19 protein-coding genes and 1 tRNA gene are annotated in these 20,837 nt (G+C 55.3%); 8 read left to right on the plus strand and 12 right to left on the minus strand.

What is annotated here, in order from left to right; translation table 11 throughout:
- Positions 1 to 126: 126 nt before the first annotated feature.
- The 4 genes from FHP24_RS25180 to rplU all read right to left on the minus strand — a co-directional run bounded on the left by FHP24_RS25180 (position 127) and on the right by rplU (position 2,099).
- On the minus strand, positions 127 to 714 hold the full coding sequence (locus tag FHP24_RS25180; protein WP_139679001.1) for a GNAT family N-acetyltransferase: 588 nt from the start codon (positions 712 to 714) through the stop codon (positions 127 to 129).
- The gene (locus FHP24_RS25185) at positions 711 to 1,358 is read right to left on the minus strand and encodes a GNAT family N-acetyltransferase (RefSeq protein ID WP_139679002.1); all 648 of its coding nucleotides are present in this window, start codon (positions 1,356 to 1,358) and stop codon (positions 711 to 713) included. Before FHP24_RS25185 ends, FHP24_RS25180 begins: the two co-directional genes overlap by 4 nt.
- Positions 1,359 to 1,488: 130 nt before the next feature.
- Positions 1,489 to 1,758: a 50S ribosomal protein L27 gene (gene rpmA, locus FHP24_RS25190; protein ID WP_139679003.1), complete on the minus strand. Its 270-nt coding sequence runs from the start codon at positions 1,756 to 1,758 to the stop codon at positions 1,489 to 1,491.
- Positions 1,759 to 1,787: 29 nt separating this feature from the next.
- On the minus strand, positions 1,788 to 2,099 hold the full coding sequence (gene rplU, locus FHP24_RS25195; protein WP_139679004.1) for a 50S ribosomal protein L21: 312 nt from the start codon (positions 2,097 to 2,099) through the stop codon (positions 1,788 to 1,790).
- A 310-nt stretch (positions 2,100 to 2,409) separates the two neighbouring features.
- Here rplU and FHP24_RS25200 point away from each other — a divergent pair.
- Positions 2,410 to 2,499, plus strand: a tRNA-Ser gene (locus FHP24_RS25200).
- 134 nt (positions 2,500 to 2,633) lie between these two features.
- On the opposite strand, the gene FHP24_RS25205 is transcribed toward FHP24_RS25200, so the two are convergent.
- The gene (locus FHP24_RS25205) at positions 2,634 to 5,450 is read right to left on the minus strand and encodes an HD domain-containing protein (RefSeq protein WP_180356119.1); all 2,817 of its coding nucleotides are present in this window, start codon (positions 5,448 to 5,450) and stop codon (positions 2,634 to 2,636) included.
- Positions 5,434 to 5,886, minus strand: a complete 453-nt coding sequence (locus FHP24_RS28850; RefSeq protein WP_180356120.1) for a hypothetical protein — start codon at positions 5,884 to 5,886, stop codon at positions 5,434 to 5,436. Before FHP24_RS28850 ends, FHP24_RS25205 begins: the two co-directional genes overlap by 17 nt.
- Positions 5,887 to 6,007: 121 nt before the next feature.
- Here FHP24_RS28850 and FHP24_RS25210 point away from each other — a divergent pair, with 121 nt between their 5' ends.
- Both FHP24_RS25210 and FHP24_RS25215 read left to right on the plus strand, forming a co-directional pair.
- Positions 6,008 to 6,469 (plus strand): MerR family transcriptional regulator, encoded by a 462-nt coding sequence (locus FHP24_RS25210; protein ID WP_342782358.1) that lies wholly within the window; start codon positions 6,008 to 6,010, stop codon positions 6,467 to 6,469.
- A 233-nt stretch (positions 6,470 to 6,702) separates the two neighbouring features.
- The gene (locus FHP24_RS25215) at positions 6,703 to 7,812 is read left to right on the plus strand and encodes a DUF4268 domain-containing protein (protein ID WP_139679007.1); all 1,110 of its coding nucleotides are present in this window, start codon (positions 6,703 to 6,705) and stop codon (positions 7,810 to 7,812) included.
- A 1-nt stretch (position 7,813) separates the two neighbouring features.
- Here the strand turns inward: FHP24_RS25215 and FHP24_RS25220 are convergent, their stop codons facing one another.
- On the minus strand, positions 7,814 to 9,094 hold the full coding sequence (locus FHP24_RS25220) for a PAN domain-containing protein (RefSeq protein ID WP_246091938.1): 1,281 nt from the start codon (positions 9,092 to 9,094) through the stop codon (positions 7,814 to 7,816).
- 182 nt (positions 9,095 to 9,276) lie between these two features.
- Between FHP24_RS25220 and FHP24_RS25225 the strand changes: the two genes are divergently transcribed.
- From FHP24_RS25225 to FHP24_RS25235, 3 genes are all read left to right on the plus strand, one after another.
- Positions 9,277 to 10,269, plus strand: coding sequence for a site-specific integrase (locus FHP24_RS25225; RefSeq protein ID WP_139679008.1), 993 nt, complete (start codon positions 9,277 to 9,279; stop codon positions 10,267 to 10,269).
- A gap of 1,325 nt (positions 10,270 to 11,594) precedes the next feature.
- Complete coding sequence (locus tag FHP24_RS25230) at positions 11,595 to 12,128, plus strand: hypothetical protein (protein ID WP_139679009.1); 534 nt, start codon at positions 11,595 to 11,597, stop codon at positions 12,126 to 12,128.
- Between the two features lie 76 nt (positions 12,129 to 12,204).
- Complete coding sequence (locus FHP24_RS25235) at positions 12,205 to 12,636, plus strand: hypothetical protein (protein WP_139679010.1); 432 nt, start codon at positions 12,205 to 12,207, stop codon at positions 12,634 to 12,636.
- Here the strand turns inward: FHP24_RS25235 and FHP24_RS25240 are convergent.
- Positions 12,623 to 13,198 carry a recombinase family protein gene (locus FHP24_RS25240; protein WP_139679011.1) on the minus strand — a complete coding sequence of 192 codons (576 nt, stop codon included), beginning with the start codon at positions 13,196 to 13,198 and terminating at the stop codon, positions 12,623 to 12,625. The genes FHP24_RS25235 and FHP24_RS25240 overlap by 14 nt on opposite strands.
- Positions 13,199 to 13,400: 202 nt before the next feature.
- On the opposite strand from FHP24_RS25240, the gene FHP24_RS25245 reads away from it, so the two are divergent.
- Positions 13,401 to 13,778, plus strand: coding sequence for a hypothetical protein (locus FHP24_RS25245; RefSeq protein ID WP_139679012.1), 378 nt, complete (start codon positions 13,401 to 13,403; stop codon positions 13,776 to 13,778).
- Positions 13,779 to 13,942: 164 nt separating this feature from the next.
- Positions 13,943 to 14,167 (plus strand): hypothetical protein, encoded by a 225-nt coding sequence (locus tag FHP24_RS25250; protein ID WP_139679013.1) that lies wholly within the window; start codon positions 13,943 to 13,945, stop codon positions 14,165 to 14,167.
- Positions 14,168 to 14,285: 118 nt separating this feature from the next.
- Here the strand turns inward: FHP24_RS25250 and FHP24_RS25255 are convergent, their stop codons facing one another.
- From FHP24_RS25255 to FHP24_RS25270, 4 genes are read right to left on the minus strand one after another with little or no spacing between them, the layout of a single operon-like run.
- Entirely contained in the window at positions 14,286 to 15,029 is a 744-nt protein-coding gene (locus FHP24_RS25255; RefSeq protein WP_139679014.1) for a M48 family metallopeptidase, read from the minus strand.
- Positions 15,030 to 15,033: 4 nt separating this feature from the next.
- Entirely contained in the window at positions 15,034 to 18,045 is a 3,012-nt protein-coding gene (locus tag FHP24_RS25260) for a type I restriction endonuclease subunit R (protein ID WP_139679015.1), read from the minus strand.
- Positions 18,046 to 18,050: 5 nt separating this feature from the next.
- A complete protein-coding gene (locus FHP24_RS25265) occupies positions 18,051 to 19,277 on the minus strand; it encodes a restriction endonuclease subunit S (RefSeq protein WP_139679016.1) in 1,227 nt (408 codons plus the stop codon).
- Positions 19,267 to 20,757, minus strand: coding sequence for a type I restriction-modification system subunit M (locus FHP24_RS25270; protein ID WP_139679017.1), 1,491 nt, complete (start codon positions 20,755 to 20,757; stop codon positions 19,267 to 19,269). The genes FHP24_RS25265 and FHP24_RS25270 overlap by 11 nt, the downstream gene beginning before the upstream one ends.
- Positions 20,758 to 20,837 lie beyond the last annotated feature (80 nt).

A 20,837-nucleotide genomic window follows, 5' to 3' on the forward strand; every position in this document is an offset into this window, starting at 1 on the left:
ATCATGAAGGTCGTCAGCTATAACGTGCAATACGGTATCGGCATGGACGATAAGCTCGGATCATTTGCCGGTCCGGCGTGATCACGATGCCCTCCCCCGGCAGGCGCCAGGGAAGGACGGTTGTTTTCATCGAGGCTTTGGCAAATTCAGGTCGCCGGCTTCGATAATCGTTTCGATATGCGGCACCATGCGGTTGCGTGCCATGGAGAAAACCTCTCCCGCATCGACAATCCTGAAGCCCAGCTTTCGCTGGACGTTAAGCGAAGCAAGGTTGTCGGCATAAGCGCCCGAATGGACCGTTGCATCCGGCATGCGCCGGAAGAAACGCTCCAGAACGGCGGCAGCCGCTTCAGTCATGTAGCCATGATCCCAGTAATACCGGTTCAGCCAGTAACCCAGGTGCCAGCCTTTCCTGCGCAATTCCATGCCGACGACGCCGATATGGATGTCGTCGCCAGTGGTGATGGCGAGGTTCCAGTCCGGCATCAGGCCCGAGGTCTGGCGCACCAACCAGTCCAGCGCATCATCCCGATGATAGGGCTGCGGGACGCGGGACAGCATGCGGGCAACCTTGAAATCGGCAAGCGACACGGCGATCGCATCCGCATCGGCAAGCCTATGCGGGCGCAAAATCAGCCTCTGAGAACGGATGACCGGGCAGGGACCAGGCGAAAGGCGTGTCTCGGCAGTTCTTTCTACGACCGCGGCGTTCATCTCAGCTCTCCCCAGCTTCTCAACGATATCCAGGTCTTCCGGTCCAGCCGGAACCATTCGACCGGCACCATGGCGCTTTCCGCCAGGCAATCGATCATGCCGGCACCCTGAAACTGGAAGCCGCATTTCTGGATAACCCGCTTGGACGGGATGTTGGTAACCCGGCAACGCGCATCAATCTGGTCGATTTCGCTTCTGGTGCGAAAGGCCATGTCGATCAACGCATGGGCAGCTTCAGTGCCGTATCCCTTGTTCCAATGGGGTTCGCCGAGCCAATAGCCGATTTCGAGTGTGCGTTCGTCCTGTTGCGGCTCCAAGGCGCAGCAACCCAGAAATGCCCCGTCGTTTCCTCGCGTAATGGCATAGACGCATTTGCCAATCTCGCCGGCATTCGTGCGTCGCACGAAATCGGCTGCGTCTTTCGCCGTGTAGGGATGCGGCATGCGCGACACCATGGTCGCAACGGCAGCATTGTTGGCGAGATGGGCAAGTGCGTCGATGTCTTCTTTATGGGGAGCGCGGAGAACCAGTCTCGGCGACAGTAAGACAGGGCACTCGCTTCTCGACCGATCCTCTGACCGGTCCGGCCGTAGCCGTTCTTCCGGCGGCCGGGATTGGCTCGCCCTCAACAATTCGACTTGCATGGTTCAGTCTCCTCAAGGGTAAAAAGAAAAAGGGAAGATGGGTAGCGCCCCATCTTCCCTTTTTTCTTTGACTGAACCTTTAACGTTCAACCGGGTCGATGAGACGCCGGTTGCATAACGCTTGCCGGCTTTATTCTGCGGCTTCCGCTTTCGGCATGACGGACACGTATACGCGGCCGTTAGCCTTCGTGCGGAAATCCACGTTGCCTGCGGTGAGCGCAAAAATCGTATGGTCCTTGCCGAGGCCAACATTGGCGCCCGGATGCCACTGCGTACCGCGCTGGCGCACAAGAATGTTGCCTGCGACGACATTTTCGCCACCGAACTTCTTCACGCCAAGGCGCTTGGACTGAGAATCGCGACCGTTACGCGACGAACCGCCAGCTTTTTTATGTGCCATGGGAGCTCTCCTTTACCTTCGAAACCTGATTAGCCGAGAATGTCGGTGATGCGGACGACCGTGTGATGCTGGCGATGACCGCGAATTCGCTTGGAATTCTGACGGCGACGCTTCTTGAAGGACAGAACCTTCTTGCCACGGTTATGCTCGACAACTTCGGCCTTGACCGTTGCACCCGAAACAAACGGTGCGCCGATCTTGGCATCGGCGCCAACGCCGACGACCAGGATTTCGTTGAATTCGATGATTGCACCAGCTTCGGCTTCCAGCTTTTCGATGGTAAGCACGTCGTTGGCGGCCACGCGGTACTGTTTACCGCCGGTCTTGATGACTGCGAACATTTTATATCCTTTCATGTTCGTTCCGGCTCTCTTCCGAAGAAGGGCCGTCTTTTTGTCAGTCGGTCTTTAGCAGGGTTACGAAAGATAAAACTTCAGGAACGGGTCTGCCGGTGATTTAGCGTGGAATTCCTGTGAACTCTCCGCAATTTTCAAGTCGGAATGGTTTTCCACACCTGAATGCGTGCGGAATTACGCGAGAGACAAAAAACTGTCAAGACGAAAGGATATCAAGACTTGCATTTCGCCCCTTGCCAGTCCGATTTTTCGCCGCTATGAGACAGCCCGCGCAACATGCGCCGACCAGCAAAGCGGAGAGGTGGCTGAGTGGTCGAAAGCACCGCACTCGAAATGCGGCGTGCCTGCGAGGGCACCGTGGGTTCGAATCCCACCCTCTCCGCCATTGATCCTTTGGCCGTAAGGCTGTTTTATATTTTTCACGGATTTTGTCGCTGATTTAGCTCGCTATGGGCAGGATCTTCTCGCCTGGGCCACACTGGAGGCGCATAGGAGCTTGGGAGGGCGTTTGAACTGTCGTCAAGTCAGGACAAGATGATTCAGATAGCCTCGTCTCAAAAGCAGAGGGACCCAGGGCGCGCCATTGTAGTATCCGGGCGCCCAGAAGGCGGTTATCGTGCCGACGGCGACGTTTAGGGGAGAGCACATCAAAGCTCCCGCACCGTGGTATCCGAACGAATCATTTTTACACTTTTCGCGCTCCGCATCGTCAAGCGCAGAAAGATCTTTGCTCTGGTGACGACACCACGCCAAAACATTGGCGCCTACGTCCTCGAGAAACAAGCGAAGATTTGAGGAAACATCTACGGGATGATCGCCGATTGTCCGCTGAAAGTGAATACCAAGAAAAAAATCGAAGCCCAGTAAGGTCAGCGCATTGCGAATGTTCTCTTCAGCAGCCTTGGATCCGGAAGTAACTACTATTGTTAATTTAAGCTCTCTTAGAAGTTCTATGTCGCGATCATCAAGTTTTGCGCTCTCTATACCTCTTTCTAAGCGCTGCTCTTCTGTCCATTTTTCTTTAGGAACTCCTAGCCAGGCAAGAAACTGACATATCGCTTGCGAACCCGATGTAACATTATCGTCACAAAGGACTATATGATCTCCAGGCTGAGCTTCTCCAAAAATATCTCGAATGCCTTTCTTAAACTCCCAGCCTCGTTCTTTCAGTCCCGCAGAAAGTTCGTGTTCGACTATCGTCCGGACGGCATTGCCGCTATCTGGAGATAACGCAGTTATAAATCCCCTTTTTCCACCGAGGGTAATAGATCCAACCCCATTGGAGATTGACCCGGCGAGTTCGGAACGACCAAACATGCTGAACGAGCTGATTAGGCCAAGGACCTCTTTTCGGAATCGGGGTGGAAATTGGGAAATAAACGCCCCGACGGAGTTAGGGGTTACACTCCAGTTGCCTTGTCCTTTGAAATTGGAGAGGTGGGAAGCAGCTTGGTCGAGGTCAGAGCCAGGGAAGCTTAGAGGGGATAGTCTAGGTGCTGAGTCGAAATAGCCGACTTCATCCGCCCGCTTGAGTGTGATACGAAGATCTTCTCGGGTCATCCGGATTCTTTGAGAAACGGCGTCGGAGCTTAGAATGACTCGACTTGTCGCCTTAACTGTAAGACTCTGGCCCGGATACGGTTCAAGCGTTATATCGTGCTCTTCGCTAGAAACTTCGTAAAATGCAGCGCGAGATGCAAGAAACACTAAGTTCCTCCATGGGTAATCGCACAAAACATAACCTGTCGATTTCATAATGTCAGCGGCTTCCATCTGCTCATCTGATACACTGCTGAACGACGTTAAGTTTAGCTGATCTCCATCTAGAACGATGCAGTCTTCTCTGTTTTCTTCTATGTTCGGCATAGGCAATACAGATACGAGAGGTCTTCCCTCCGGATATTCATTGTAGCCGCGACTTCGAAGAAGTTCGGAAAGTCTCACGGCCTCGCTTGCAATTTTCTCTTCGAAATCAAGCTGCCTCTTCCCAACCAGCGTGTTAGAGCGTAGCTGTTCGAGGCTGGTGCCAACTATTTGCTTGGACAATACACGTCTGGACCTATCGTCCATAGACGGGAATATGTCTTTGACGGGAGTGTTTAAGCTCACGAAGCGCCGACCAAATGCATTCGCTCTCTTTGGAAGCTGTCTCCCCCTCAGCCGCTTAGCAAGGTGCGACGCCCCCTCGTTCTGCGAGTTTGCTACCGCTTTCAGCAGGCCGAAGTCATCGCTGGTCCATAGGTTAAGAGCGTTCGTGAAGTCTTGTGAAGTTACATCATAAGACTGCAGCGCTTTCCCTAGCACCCTTTCCGCATTTCTGGTGGTCTGATGCAGATACACGCGATGATAGAGCGTGGATCTCGCTTGTCCTATCTCCTCGATGCTATCCAATCCGGAAGTATTGACTACAAAAATCACTTCTTCATCGGAAGGAGTCGTCGGCTGGGATCGAAGCCTCTGAAGCTCCTTTGGCTTAACAGAAAGGAAGCGCGATCGAAGGAATAATCTACTTACGTCCACACCAACCGCGATCCCACATGCGGCGGCATCGCGGTTAATGTAATCAATTTTATCCGCGTCGATTGAAGCGCCTGAAATGAGATTGGCTAACCCGTTAAGTTCCGGTTCAGCAGCTTTTCCCGCAATCAGCGCGGCAATCCGCAGCGGGTTTAGTGAGTTTTTCTGGGGAGAGATGTAATTTTCGTAAAATCTTCCAAACCTTGCGGTTAGGACAATTGCAATGGAGATCAACTCGGCGAGTTTGCTTTTGCCCACCAAATCTTCCGCGTCAATCAAGAAATCGTCAACCGATATCGGCCCGCAGAAGAACTCTGTAGCGTGTGCGTGTAGTATCTGTTCTGTAACATGCGAGAACGGCATGTGCCCAATGTCGTGAAGTATCGCGGCGTGTTCAGCGATAGCTTTTTGTTCGACAGTTGGCATCCAGTCTGAATAGGGATCTCCCGGACTTGAACCTGAAATGTCGCGCTTTCTGATTTCGTTGAGAAACCGCGAAACGACACCAAACATACCCAGACTATGTGCGAACCGCGAATGCTCAGCAGAGGGGTAAGTAAGGTAAGAAAAACCGAGTTGGTGGATGCCCCTCAATCTTTGAACAATCGGGCAATCGAGGAGACGCAGGCTCGCCGCGTCGATTTCGATCATGCCCCAGATTCCGTCTTTCACCACCTTTGCGCGATGGTCTTGTGGCCGGTTAAGACAGTCGTCTACATAGACGTCGTCGAATCCAATTTCAGAGAGAGCGTTTTCAGTTGCCTGAAGAATTCCGTTCTCGCGCCAGCGCCTCTGCAATTCCTCAATGGCTTGCAGCATTCGAAGCGCCTGAGCTTTCCAGGAACAATCGCGCAGCATTGCGCACAAGCTCGCTTTCGTGATGTCCAAAGTGTCCAAGAAGTGATTTCGCAAAAGGCTGTGAAACGCTAAACGAAATTTCTTCGTAACTAGGGTTCGGAGACTCCGTCAGACTTAGCTGCAAATCGCGTAAGTCGGTTTGAAATTGATCAAAGGAGCCGGTGCTGCCAGGAGAGACCCGATTTCTGATTCGAACTAGAGATTTATACCAATCACGAGAGGTCTCATTTTTCCGCGCCTCGTCGGCGCGCTCTTCCAGGTATTTCCATACCCTATATAGGCCGAGGCGATGTTCGGGGTTCTTCGGCTGGAGAGAAGAATTTCCCATCTCAATAAGTGCGGCTATGAAGCCCCGAGCAAAATCTCTGGCTTCGAATGAAACGATCCCGGCGGTCATCATATTGCTCCTGTGTGAGCGGACCATAAAGCTCGACTAAGGTCGCTACAACCAACCTATCGACTCAGAACGCAATATATAGTAAATAAGTTCATAGGTCAGCTATGGACTATGAATTTTGGTGGTCTCCGAAACTTTTTCCGCAAAAAAGGTTGTGCAGCTGACCGGATTGTCCTCGACGATGGTGGACTATCTCGTCCGAGAGCGCTTCGTCACGCCCTCCGGCTCAGCTGTGAGGGGACGCGGAAACGCGAGGAAGTTTACCTTCGGGGATCTCGTAACATTCAAGGTGCTAGCTCGACTGCTCGACTCGGGCGTCGAGATCAGGAGAATGGCGAAGGGGATAAGAGAGCTGCAACAAGCCTTGGCGGATCCAACTCATCTGACGGATAAAATGAGATATCTTATTTCAGATGGTCGCGATGTTTTCTTGAGTGAAGGCGAGACGCTGGAGAATTTGACGCAGTCACGACAACTAGCTTTCGCGTTTCTAATAGACTTGGCAGCGTGCGCGAATGAAATCATTTCGGCTCGCTCCAATCTTCCTTCTCTCTCGTTGATGAAAGCCACATCGGCAAACTAGCGAAGGCTACAACCTGTGACTTCTCAGGTTGAGCTGCTGCCATATCAGCCTTCGGCTCCTTCACACCGCTTCCTACTAATTATCTCAATCTAGTCGGATGTTCAGATGGCATCGATCACTAAACGGACAGTGCAAGCATAGGTGAACCTTGAGAGCGGAATTCGGCTCCGGCTCGGGTGGGCAACTGGCGATGCGTCCTTCCTCGGGGTGTAGCTGAGATTAATGAGCGATAAATGTTCAAAATTGAAAAAGACCAAAACCGGATAGAGAAGCTCAAACCAAGATCTTTCTCCGAGCTAGGATTCCGGGAGCGGGCGCATCTCCAGGAGTGGTTAGCGAATAAGCCGGATGCGTTAGGCGAAGAACTGCTAATCATCCAGAAAGAGTTCGCGGGATTCTCCGATACATCGGAGCGCCTCGATCTCCTCGCAATCGACAAGCAGGGATCGTTGGTGATCATCGAGAACAAGCTCGACGACACCGGCAGAGACGTCACCTGGCAGGCGATGAAATATGCTTCATATTGTTCTCGCCTGACCAAGGATGACATACGGCAGATTTTTCAATCCTACCTCGATCGACACTCCTTTGGTGCCAAGGCGGAAGACGAGCTGTGCGCCTTTCTCGATGCGGATGAGTATCAGGATGTCGTTCTGAATAAGGGCGTCACTCAGCGTATCATGCTAGTCGCTGCGAATTTCCGCAAAGAAGTGACTTCGACCGTTCTTTGGTTGTCGAGCTTCAAACTCCGGATCCAATGTTTTCGCGTGACGCCTTTCTCGCGAGGCGATGATCTATTCCTAACGATAGATCAGATCATTCCGACGAAAGACGCGGAGGATTTCATGATCGGCCTGGCCAATAAGGCTCAGGATGAGGTCGAGGGTGTCGAGGCAGAGAAAACACGATACACGCTACGGCGCGAGTTTTGGTCCTCCCTGCTAGCCGTAATTAATCCTCGCACAGATCTCTTTCGAACAGTCGCTCCGGGAATCCGTAACTGGCTCAGTGTAAATACAGGTCGTCGAGGAATTAGCCTTGCGCTGGTCGTCAGACGAGAGCGCGCACGCGTTGAAATCTACATCGATGTAGGCAGCAAAGAGTCGAACGAGGAGCTCTTTGATACATTAATCCGTGACCGAGCCGAAATCGAAGAGAGCTACGGCGAGACCCTGACGTGGGAGAGGTTGGACGATAAGCGTGCATGCAGGATCAAGGGTGAGCGACCAGGGAATGTCTTTGATCGGGAGCAGTGGCCGGAAATCATCGATTACATGGTGGATGCTGTGATACGGCTTGATAGAACGTTCCGGGACAGACTCGCTGCCTTGCCCGCCAAGTAGATTAGTTCAGGCTTATAATCTGAGCAGGTGCGAACGTCTCTAGCTTCTTCAGCCCCGAGACCATACCCTTGCCGAACATAGGTGTGCCGATAGCGCCCTTGAGCCAGCACTCCTTCTTCGGCTTGATATATGTGAACGCCACGCAGCGCTTCTCGTCGATGCAAGCCAGACGGCAATCGAGTGGTGTCTTCGCGGCGCGCTCTGGTCGGCGAGATAGATCTCCACCAGGCAGATCGATATCGTCATACAGCGCGGTGGTGGGATCGATCGTTCCCAAGGTCAGGGCACCAGGATCTGACTCAGCTCCACTCAAGAAGCGGCCAGAGAATGCCACGCTGTTGCCGTCGGCCCGACCTGCGCTGGACTTCAGAAAGCAGTTAGGCCCTCGCTTGATCTTGGGATTGGCATTGAAGGTGAACGCCTTGCATTGGCCATCCATGACAAGACAGCTCTTTGCGCATTCCCCTGCGTCCGTCACACGTATCGATGATATATCGTCGCCGAAGAGATCCAGGCCCGTGTAGACCGCTATCCGGTTCGGACGGCGCGTGAACTCTTCCAATGTGGACAGCTTAGCCTGCTGGTTAGCCTCCGGTGCTACCGAGGCGATGGCCGTCTCAGTCGAGACGTCGCCGCTCGTCGTTCGCTCATCGGTCTTCCTATCCACGCTTGCGATTGAAGCGGGTGCATCTACAGCGCCCTCTGTTGAAGTTCCAGAGCCGGCAGCGCGGTTGAGCTTGTATTGCGTCACCTCTTCCTGGCTGAAGATATGCATGTCGTCTGGTGGCGTCTTAAACATGATGTGCATCACATCCATCGGCGTTCCGAACCGGTTCAGCACCTCGATGATGTCCGAGATAGCGAGCTGTGCACCGACCAGATCGGGTGAGTCAGACGAAATCTGGTGGACTCCGAGTGCGCCGTCGACTTTCCGCTCATCGCCGGCGAGGAATACGAACGAACACGCCGAGAAGCATTTGCTCTCCTTCGGTATGTAGGTCGCCAGCTTCCGCTGATGGATGTCGTCTGCGATCAGCAGACCCATCTGCACGTTACCGCCTGGGCTGTTAAGCGTGACGAGCTTCGCGTTCGGTGCCGCCTGAAGTGCCCGCCTGAAGTTCAAGCCAGAGTTGACGTCGATGTCGCCGCTGAGCGCGATGATGCCGGGATTTGCGTCATCAACGATGAAGGGGCCGAACGTCTTTGTTGCGGCAGAAGCACCGGATATTGATAGGAGCGATAGCACAACGCCAGCGAACGCAACTCGAAGTCGATTACGCATAGAACAGACCCTTTACCCGCAGCTATCAAACTACATCGGCCTTTAGGGAGCAAGGACCTCCTGGCGGCTTCACCAAGCTGTTTTGTATCGCGGTTAATCTTCGCCACTCGGGTGCCGGAATTACCCTTGGCCCCCTCTACGGGGCATCCTACGCATCAACTCGATCACAAACGGAGATTGAGATGGCAACGATCAGAAAACTTAGAGGACGCTGGCAAGCACAGGTTCGTCGTCGTGGCATGAAGCCCCGGGCCAAAAGCTTTGACAGCAAGGTCGATGCCGAGAAGTGGGCGCGAGATCTAGAAGCGCAGGTTGACCGCTTCGGCGCTGCACCCGATACAAAGATCCTCGAGAGCACGACGCTCGGAGCTCTTCTAGAGCGCTATCAACGCGAGATCACGCCTACTAAGCGTGGCGCGGTTCAGGAGGATCAGCGAATTAACGTGCTTCGTCGCCATGATCTCTCGCATCGGACGTTGATAGGCCTCAGCCAGCAAGACATCGCATCGTTTCGCGATGAGCGACTCCAAACCGTAGCTCCATCTACGACGGTCCGTGAGATGGCGATCTTGAGCCACGTCCTCGAGGTCGCTACCCGTGATTGGGGAATGCCGCTGGCGAAGAACGTCGTTAAGCTCGTTCGTCGTCCGGTCATACGGAATGAACGCAGCCGACGCCTGACAGGTGACGAGGAGCAACGGCTTCTTGATGGTTGCGACGCTGGGAAGATCCAATTTTTCCGGACGATCGTCATCATTGCGATCGAGACTGGGATGCGCCGTGGAGAGATCCTTGGGCTGGAATGGTCCGACATCTCGCATAACCGGCGCGTAATCACGCTGACGATGACAAAGAACGGATCGGGGAGGGAGGTGCCACTCTCTCAGCGAGCGTTTGACGCGCTGACAGAGTGGAAGGCTCAAGCAGAAGTAGATGCATCTACTATTTTTCCGATGAGCCCCGGAGCATTGGAGCAGACTTGGCGTCGCGTTCTGGTCCGCGCTGGGATCAAGAACCTTCGTTTCCATGATCTTCGCCATGAAGGCGTCAGCCGACTATTCGAACGTGGGCTTAACATGATCGAAGTCAGCAGCATATCGGGCCACCGAGAGTTGCGCATGCTTAAGCGTTACACCCATCTCAGCGCGGATGATCTCGTTGCTCGATTAAGCTGACCAGCCCAACCACCCTACCCGACCTTTACCTAAATCGCTTCCAAGCGCCATCTAGGTAAAGGTCGAGGCGCCTAGACCTTGACAAATACCTATTTAAAGTTGTGCTCGACCTTGACGCGGAAAGCGAAAATCGCTCAAAACAATGCCCGACCTTGACGCTAAGTTTACATTAACTTGACAGTATGACTGAAAAACACCGTTTTCGTCGTCAATGTAAAGGTCGCTCGACTCTCCTGAGTTGTATTCGGCGTTCTACTGGGTGCCAATAAGAGCAACCACAACCGCTCAACCGAATTGTTTTGAATAGGCAGATCTGGACTCCATTGTCACCGCCGGAATGCCTTGGTCGCCAGCGTCGAAAACATATCCGCGCTCATCTTATGACATGCTTGATGCATGAAGCGACGGCGCGTTGTGGGGCCGCTCGGGCAAACGATCTGGTCTCCTTGTCGATCTAGTGGCATTCAGATCCCAATAGTCCGTGCAGTGGATGGACGATGGGCGGAAGCGCGCTGTCTTTCTGTCCGCGTCAACCCGGTGCCGGGTAGCCTCCTGCGCCTGGACGAAGAGGACAATAGGGCCTGGACCTTAGTCCGCACAGCGCACATCGAAGTCCTAGAAAAAATCAATCGTCTTGATGGGGATGCTCTCCGTGCTGGCGACGATCCGGTCGCTTTAACCTCCTGAGCCAAAATCGACGCAGGAGCTAACTGGCGAGCATTCGGGGCAATTGCACTCAATCAGTCGTCCCAAGCGACGGAGCGCGCCCCGGTGAATCCTTGAGTCAACAAGCGCTAACACACTAAAGGTGGGGCGTTGGTAGCGAGTCTGATGCATTCTCGCCAGCCGGGCCACTGAGAGCACGGAAATCGAAACGGCCGAGGGATCTCCGTTGCTGGGAGCCGCAGGCGACCAGCCGGAATGTTCTCCAATGCTGGCTGATGCCTTCAAATCTAAATGGCTTATTATTCTCGAAGAATCTTGAACTACCGGGCGTTCGTTCACTGGTCTGCGCCAACGGCGCGGGCAAGGCCGAAGGCCGCGCAGGGAGGGAGCCGCAGGCGACCGAGTGTCTGAGCCGTAAAGAGCGTGAACTTTCGTCCGGTCTATTCTTGTTTATTAAGAGTATAATTTATTACGTATTGTTAATTATAATAACGGCCAAAAGTTCACGCTCTTTGGAGGGTGCTTCCGGACTTCGGGATGGTCCGAAATGGGCTGCTCCGGCTTTGAATCTAGTCAGACCCCTCTCGCTCATAACCCACCGCGGTTCCATTGCCTCGCCGCTATAAGTCCCCGTGTAACCAACATAAGAGGACTTACTAATGGCAGACGCGAGTGATGACGACACCTTCACCTTCATTCCTCCGCAGATCAGGCTGACGCCTTTTGACCGTCGGCTGAGGGAACTCCGGGAACTGCAGGAAAGGTATGAAGAGCTTGCCAGGCAGCCTAACAAGGAGCGCCGGTTGGCGGAATTGAAATATCAAATCCGCGAGGCAAAGAAGCGGTTTGAAGAAGAAAAGCGGCGTGACGGAGATGAAAATTGGCGGCGGCGCCGCGATGTGGATAGCTGGCGTTCAGGCGAAGGCAGGGAGTTGCGCAATTCAAGTCGCCGGAAGGTTCGTGATAAGCCGAATGAGGATCTTTCACACATGACGGATGAGCAGAAGGAAGAGCGCAAGCGTGACCAGCGTGCGGATGGCAATTTCGTCAAGCGCCGTGAAGCTAAGGGAGTCGCAGTTGCGAACATACAGGCAGAACTCATCGTCCGTCAGCAGCAGCGGAACAGCATGCGTCAGGCAGCATTAGAAACAGAGAACCCGATGACGAGCGATCCGTATTTCGGAATGTTTTGACCATTTTGGACGGATCCCACGCAATTTCTCAAGATGGCGTCCCCCTAGCGCGTCCCATTCACGAAAAGAGCCTCGAATGCCTGACAATATCGACGACACCCGCCGGTTCTTTCGGAACCAATTCGAATACTACATCAACACCAAGGACATCTCCGAGTTGCGTGATGGATCACGGCTCACGCTCCGGGATCTATGCCGGGTTCTACAGCATGATCCCGAACCGTTTCCTCCTTGTTATGACGGCGACCTTCGGAAGCTGTGCGGCCATGAATACCTGACTTGGTTTCGGCAGGATCGAACATACGGCGAAGTGACGCGCCTTCTCGCCCGGATGTTCGCTGCTGAAGATGGTCTTCGTCCCGCTGTCGGTGGCCGCTGGGTGCAAGAAGTGCTGAATAGTGCCCGCGCCGCTGACTACTGGCTTCGGTCAGAGGAAGAAACGACTGCAATCCTCATTGAATTTGATTTTTGCGGCGAATTGAGAGCGACGCGCTTCACTGGCACCTAACTGCCGCTTGCTGCTTCAAGAGGCGCGATAGCGTCCGTGGATGCACGTGAAAACTGTCGGCCACCTCGCCGACAGTTTTTCCAGCCTGCTCGATCGATATCCGAGCATCTTCAAGTTGCTCTGATGTCATGGCAGGTCGTCTGCCGATCCGGCTGCCGCGAGCGCGAGCTGCAGCCATTCCCGCACGGGTTCGCTCGCTGATGAGAGATCGCTCGAATTCTGCCATACTCGCTAGCACATGTAGCAGCAGTCTTCCAGCTGAGGTGCTCGTATCTAAGTTTTCACTAATGGAACGAAATTCGATGCCCCTTTTATTTAGGTCGCGGACGAGCGCCAGAAGCTCGAAAAGTGATCGGCCAAGTCGATCGAGGCGCCAAACGGTGAGCGTGTCGCCGTGACGAAGAGTGCGGAGTAGCTTGCTCAGCCCGGGTCGTGAGAAATCGGCGCCAGAGAAACCTTCGTCAGTGAGGATCGCTGAGCATCCTGCCGCTTTCAGGGCAGCAACCTGCAAATCCAAGCTCTGTTCGGTCGTGCTGATGCGACCATATCCGATGTTGCTCATGCTATTTCCAGGTTTCCGTCACCCTGATACTACATGCCAAGCCCTTGATTAAAAGGAACCTTTTTGTGCGGAAGGGGATTTCTCTTGGCACGGCTAGCGCATCCAATGGTTTCAACAGCTTGATCCGTTGGGTTGAGAGCCGAAACTATCATGACGAAAACCTTCCCTTTTGTGCGGAGCAATCATGAAGTGACATCTGCACATGAGAAAGACTTCAACCATCCTGGCTATCGCGATGACCTTGCTCGTTTCTGGACAAGCAGTCGCAGCCGATGAGCTAAGCTCGCTCGTCAGTGTTTTGGCCACAACGGCTGCTCGTATTCGATCGATATCTGAAAGCTGTAAGGTCGCGGCAGATCCGATGTTGGAAGCTCAGGTTTTTGAGACGTTGATGTCTGTGCCCGGAATTAAAATGAGTGGTGTCACGTCTCACTTCGCTCAGCGTCGACAAACCGAGGCTGCCCTCAGAGGCTCGAAGTGCTATCCGGAGGATGCGGATTCACTCAGCACGCTAAAAAGTATCTACAAGAGCGAGGCCGCTGACCTCGAGAAGCTTGTCGCTGAAAAGTTCGGTGATTAACGTGCGTCAACGCGGAAAGAGCTGTCACGTTGCTCTCCGGTCGCGGAGGCAAGCGTTTATCGCAAGCTCACAGTGATCCATTTTCTTGAAAGTATGCAAAAGCCTCCCGTCGAGTATGTCCCGACTGCCGCAGCCGTCCGTCCCAAAATATCTGGAGAAGTGAGATGTCCGAAGCCGACGCTCTTTACAAGAATGCCGGTGCCTTCACCATATTCGAAAAGCTTAAGCTTGGGCAGTCAGTGTTTTTTAACCGCACAATCTGGCCCAATGGCGAGAGCACCTGGCTCGGCCCCTGGGAAAGCCGGGTTAAAGCACACGCAATCGCAGACTTCGTAAAGATGAAGCGAGTGGAAACCGCTTTCATTGTGCACGTTACCAAACGGCGCTGAACCACTACCCGCACAGAGACTCGCCTGCGCATTCCACATGTCGGGAGCTGCGAAGTAACATGTGCGACCGCCGAGCCAGCCAGTGACCTTCCTCGAGTCAAATAACATATGCTATTCGCTAGACTGACGGCTCCACCTTCTCCCACCCAAGCATGTGCTCGTTCTTGTCGAGCCAGGCCTTGCGCTCCTGCCAGTCCGGCAACACGCGCCCCACGAGGTCCCAGAACTCCGGCTCGTGATTACGGTGCTTCAGGTGGCACATCTCGTGGACGACGGCGTATTCGAGCACGGGCTTCGGCGCGGAGATCAGGTGCCAGTTGAGATTGATCTGCCGGTCCTGCCCGCAGCTACCCCAGATGTGCTTCTGGTCCTTGATCTGGATGCCGCGCGGTTTCAGCCCGTGACGCTCTGCATGCTGGCGGACGAAGCCGCGGGCATCGTCGCGCACTCGGCGTTTCAGCCAGAGCCGGAGTGCGCTCTCGATGATCGTGTCTGATGACTCGGGAGACATGTCGGCGGGCTTCCGGATCTGGAAACCATTGCGGAAGCTGACCTCGACGAGCGAGCCGTCGAAGGGCTCGATCGTGAGCCTGGTCATCCGTCCGCGGTAGGGGATCTTGGCGCCGGTGACGAATTTGTAGACGCGCGTCTGCGCCTTGGCGCGTTCGGCCATGTGTTGCACGGTCTCGATGATCCAGGCGCGACGGCGATCGAGAACCGCGTTGATCTGTGCCTCTGTCGCTCCCTCCGGCACCAGCAGCTCAAAAGATTGCGGCGTGACGCTGAGGCTGGCTTTCCGAGCCCTCGGCGATCGCCGCAAAGTGTATTCGATCTCGCGTTCTCCAATGCGATAGACGGCCATTTCACTATCCCGCAAAATGCTTGAGCGCGTAGGCTTCGACCTCTTCCGGGATCTCCTTGAGCTGCGTCAGGCCGGCCAGATGCGCCATGGAGCGCGCCTGCTGCCGCAGGCTTTTGCGCAGTCCGTCCTTCTGCCACCAGCCATATGGCGCGCTCACGGGGTCGGTATAAAGTCCCTCCAGGCGGATCGCCAGATCCTCACATCCCGTCCCGGCGGTGAAGCCGTTGAGGATCTGCAGGATGCCATAGGCGCCGGGAGAAAAACCCGCTTCGACATGCGCGGCATCCTCTGCCGTGATGTCCTTCGCCAGCTCTTCCGCGGCCTTCAGCTTGTCAGCCCAAGAGAGCTGCGCGCCGTCTAGCTTTTCCAAGAGCTGGCGCAGGCGCTCGGAGAATTTGCCATACTGATGCGGGCTGTCGTCGATCCGCTCGGTCACGGTTTTGCGCAGCTCCGTCGTCTTGCGGATCGCCGCCGTCATCAAATCCTCCTCGGTCTTGGCCGTGGGATCGAAATCTTCCCAAAACTCGGGATCGGTGATGTGGCGGAGCTTGACGGTGACGCTGAGACCCGTCGCCTCCAGGTGCTTTTCCAGCATCTCGCGGATCTTCTCGCTGTGGTTCATCTGGTCGAAGGCCTGGCGCTTTTCGAAATGCTGCGTGCCATAGAGCAGGAAGTTGGCGACCCATTTCAGATCGGCGGTGAACTCCAGAACGCTCGGGTCCGGGCTCAGCGTCTCATAGAGGGCGATGAAGCTGCGCGCTTTGGCCTTGAAGTCGAACCACTTGTCCTCACTGCCGAGCAGCTTCACGAAGGCATCATATTCTGCCTTCAGTCCGTCCTTTTCGCTCGCCTTGCGTCTCAGCGGCTTCATCAGCGCGGCGACGGCAGATTGCGCGGCTCTCAGCTGACTGCGCAGATCGTCCAGGTCGCGCATGGCGGTCTTCACGTCATCGGCGCGGTAGGAGGAGAGCGCCTCCTCCAGATGGCCGGAGACGCCGATGTAATCGACGATCAGCCCGTTGCGCTTTCTGGCGTCGGAGACGCGGTTGGTGCGGGCGATCGCCTGCAGCAGGCCGTGCTCCTTCAGCGGCTTGTCGAGATACATGACGCTTTCTATCGGGCAGTCGAAGCCGGTCAACAGCTTGTCGCAGACGATCAGGAACTGCGGGTCGTCGCCCTTGCGGCCAAAGGCCTTCTTCGCCAGTTTTTCCGCCTCGGCGTCGAGATAGTGCGCCTTCAGCTCGGTGCGGATCTCCTGCTTGTGGGCGTCCTCGCTCGGTTTGCCGTCTTCCTGGTTGATGGAGTAGACGCAGGCCGACATGGCATCGGCGCGCGCCAGCGCCTCGGCAGGCCCCATTCCCTCGGCCTTGAGATCCTCGGCAATGACCTTTGTCAGCGCCTGCTTGTAGAGAATAACTGCCTCGCGATCGATGGCGACGATCTGCGCCTTGAATCCGTCCGGCTGGGCGTAGGCCTTGAAATGCGTCCAGATGTCGTAGGCGATCAGCGCGATCCGGCGCGGATGCTTGACCAGATCCTCGATCTGCACCCCGCGCTTCTTGATCTCGTTCAGCTTGTCGTCGTCCAGCTCCGCAAACCAGGTGTCGAACAGGATGTCGATCTTCGCCTCGTCGATATGCCAGTCGGTCTTGCGGCCGGTATAATAGATCGGGACCGTCGCGCCATCCGCCACGGCGTCGTCGATGCCATATTTGTCGAGATAGCCTTCTCCCGGCACCCCGAAGTTCTCGTAGGTGTTCTTGTCATCCTTCTTCACCGGTGTGCCGGTAAAGCCGAAGAAACAGGCGTGCGGCAGCGTGGCCCGCAGATAGGCGCCGAGATCCTTTTCCTGGGTGCGGTGCGCCTCGTCCACCATCACGATCCAGTTTTCCGGATTGGCAATTGCCTCCTTCGAGCCCTGGAACTTGAAGATGGTGGAAAGCGCGGTGTGTCCGTCCTTGCCACTGCGGATCAGCGCGTGCAGATCCTTGATGCTCTCGATCGGTGTCGGGTTCGGCAACCCGCACGCGACAAAGGTGCCGCTGATCTGGCTGTGTAGGTCCACTCTATCGGTCAGCACCAGAATGTTCGGGTTGGTTAGCGCTTCGGATTTTATCGTCCGGTGCGTCTTAAGCTTCAGCGCGGCAAACACCATGGTCAGCGATTTGCCACTGCCCTGGGTATGCCAGATCAGCCCCTGCCGGTGCTTACTCTCGATGACGCGCTCGACAATGCGATTGACGGCACGAAATTGCTGGTAGCGGCAGATTTTCTTGATCGTGCCGGTCTCAGACTTTTCGAATACGACATAATGAGCGATCAAGTCGAGCAGACGGCTGGGTTCCAGCAGGCACCAGAGACCCTTGGCGAGCGTGTCGGGAAAATCACCCTCCACCTTCGGCCAGGGGTCGCGCCAGTCGGCGAAATATTTTGAGCCGGAGCCGGTCGCGCCATAAAGCACCAGCGCGCCGTCGGTGACGATGTTGAAGACGTTGGAGAAGAACAGGCGCGGAATATCTCGCTCATATTGCTTGATCTGCTCGAAGGCCTCGCCGGTCTTGTCCTTCACGTTGAGCGGGCTCTTCGCCTCGATCACTACCAGCGGAATGCCGTTGACATAGACCACGACGTCGGGCTTGCGCGTATGCTCCGCCTTTACCCGCAGCTGATGCGTGACGACAAACTGGTTGTTGCCGGATTCGAGAAAATCGATCACCCGCAGCGTCTGGCGCGTTTCCTGGCCGGTCACCTTACGGGCATAGTTGCCGCGCAGCACTTTTAGCCAGGTCTCGTTGTCGCTGATGGCCGCAAGCTCGCCATAGGTGGCCTCGGCGGATGTGCGGTCGATCCCGTTGATGCGCATCAGCGCTTCCACGAGGTGCGGGCGAAACAGCACCTGGTTCTCGCCGTCCCGAAGCGCGGTGTGCTCTGCGAATGGCACCATACCATAGCCCATGGTCTTGAGATGCTCGATCGTGGGACGCTCGGCAAAATGCCATTCGGGGCCGTGGCTCATGGTATTTACTCCGCAGCCATGGGCAGAGCGTCGGTGACGCGCTTGCGGCCGGTTAGGAGGTCAGACATCAGGGCAGATTTGAGTGACTGAAGCCGATCCAAAGAAGCTTGGTTTAGATCCTCAGCCACTTGTAGCTCTGCAGCTTTGGTTGAGATTCCCATCTGTTCCGCAAATGGGGGAACAGCTACCGACTGACCTGTGATCTCCTTCTTATGCACATGGAGCAAGCTGTCCTTAAAACCGTGGGCTTTCGCCTCAATCTTGAAGGTGATCAGCTTCAACGTCTGAAAAAGCCAGCGCTTATCGACATCCTCCCGGCAAGAGATTTTGAAGATGTGTTGATTTAGAACTCCCAGCGGCCCTGGCCAGATCGTCGGACCAAAAGAAACTCCTCGAACACCTGCCCAAGCGAACAAAAGATCGCCCGGATTAATCAGCCACTTATCGAGAGGTGTTCCGTCAAAGTAGTTGAAATTTTTGCTGCCGTTCAGATTCTGGATGCGTATGATCGGTAGGCCTTTATCGCTCCAGTCCGGCGGCCGGAAACCATTACCGTTTGAAAGCACGCACAGTTCATCAACCGGCTTAATCTCCCAGCCCTCCGGAAGCTCCCCGATCTCCGTCTGCTTGAAACGCGTGTGGCCGATGCCTTTGGTGAGCAAGCGTTCCAGCACGCCCTGCTTGACCTTTCTAGTCTGCTCGATCACCGCCCGCGTTGCTGCAATGGCCTCGTCAATGCTGGACAGTATTTCGGCGATGCGGCGCTGCTCGTGAAGCGGGGGGAGAGGGATTGAGAGTTTTCCTAAAGTCGAGAAAGAGATCGACTTACGGCGATTGACGCCTCCGTTTCCAAGCGCATCAAACTGACCATTCGTGGCACAGAATTTGAAAAGACGAAGAATGAAGTCCGGATCCGCCTGACGTTCATCGATCTCGAACACAGTATACATGGGGCTGATTAGCCCCACGTCGAAACGAGTGAGACGATCGACTGAGCCCTCATCGAGGTGGATCGTCGCGTAAGCAAATTGTCCCTTCCGAACGATTTTGTAGTTCTCTGTGTCTGCGCTAAACACCTTTTTCTTGAAGTATTCCTCAGATGGGACGAAGCCATCGTATTTGGTGACGCTCAGAACCGGGATCTCATCACGGCTGCGATTTCTTGATGACACGTCGGACGCGATGTCGCTGAAGGGGGTAAGCCTCCACCCCACTGCCACCTCACGCGACATAGCCAAGCTCCCGCAAAAAGCCCATCATCCGCGCTTCTGCCGCATCCCGCTCGGCCTGAAGCTCGACCAGTTTTTCGACTTCCGCCGCGACATTGACCCGCTCGGCCTCTTCGCCCAGATGCACATACCGGCTGATATTAAGGTTGAAGTCGTTCGCCTCGATCTCGCTGACCGGCACCACACGCGCCAGCCGCTCAACATCGGCAAAGTCGCCATGGGCCCTCGCCAGCGTCGCGACATTAGCCTCCGAAAGCTGGTTCTGGTTCTTGCCGTCTACCTTCTGCTCGGCACCGTTGACGATCAGGATCTGACCTTTGCGCGCCGCGGGCTTCTGTTTGCGCACGATCAGGATGCAGGCCGGAATGCCCGCGCCATAAAACAGGTTGGGCGCAAGGCCAATGACGGCCTCGATCAGATCATCCTTGATGAGCCCCTCGCGGATCTTACCCTCGGCACCACCGCGAAACAGCACGCCATGCGGCAGCACGACGCCGCAGACGCCATCCTCCTTCAGGCTCGCCACCATATGCTGCACGAAGGCGAGGTCGCCGTAAGACTTCGGCGGGCAGCCATAGCGGTCGCGGCCATAGGCGTCGCCATTCGACCAGACATCATGGCCCCAGCTTTTTAGCGAAAAGGGCGGGTTGGCCAGCACCCGGTCAAAGGTGCGGATGGCCTTCACGCTGTCACCCGTCAGATGTTTCGGCTCCAGCAGCGTATCGCCGCGCGCCACTTGTGCATCGTCGATATCATGCAGGAACAGGTTCATCTGGCAGATCGCCCAGGTGTTGAGGTTACGCTCCTGGCCGAACAGCGACAGACTTTTCGGGTTTTTGCCCTGCCGCTCCAGATGATGAACGGCTTCCAAGAGCATGCCGCCCGAGCCGCAGGTGGGGTCATAGATCGACATGCCTCCTTCGGGCTTCAGGCATTCGACGATCAGCCGCACGACCATCTTCGGCGTATAGAACTCGCCACCCTTCTTACCGGCGTCATCGGCAAACTGCGCGATCAGATATTCATAAGCCTGGCCCAACACATCCGGCTCGACATCGGCATTGCGCAGGCGATAGGTTTCAAAATGCTGCAGCAGCTTTTCCAGCATGGCGTCCGGAAAGCGCTCCTTGTTGTTGAAATCGACATCCTGAAAGACACCGCGCAGCTTCATGTTCGCGTCTTCAATCGCGCGAAAGGCGGCGTTCAGATGCGTGCCTATGTCGGTTGTGTGCTTGCGCACATCCTTCCAGAAATGGGCCTTGGGAATATCGAAGCGGTGTTCTTCCGGATCGGCGGCGATGTCAGCATCGTTATAGCGCGCCAGCCGCTCCTCATACTCTTCCTCCCAGACGTCCGAGAGACGCTTGAAGAAAAGGAGACCGAAAATGTAGTGCTTGTAATCACCGGAATCGATCGATCCCCGTAGGATATCAGCCGCCCGCCAGAGATGGGTTTCTAGCTGCGCCAGGCTCAACGTCGTCATTTATGCTCATACCTCACATCAGCCGCAGGCTGATCCTAACAAATCGCCGCGCACCGGCAAATTATCTGGACATGGGTCGC

Origin of the sequence: Aliirhizobium smilacinae (genome assembly GCF_006335145.1) — a bacterium.
Lineage (GTDB): Bacteria > Pseudomonadota > Alphaproteobacteria > Rhizobiales > Rhizobiaceae > Neorhizobium > Neorhizobium smilacinae.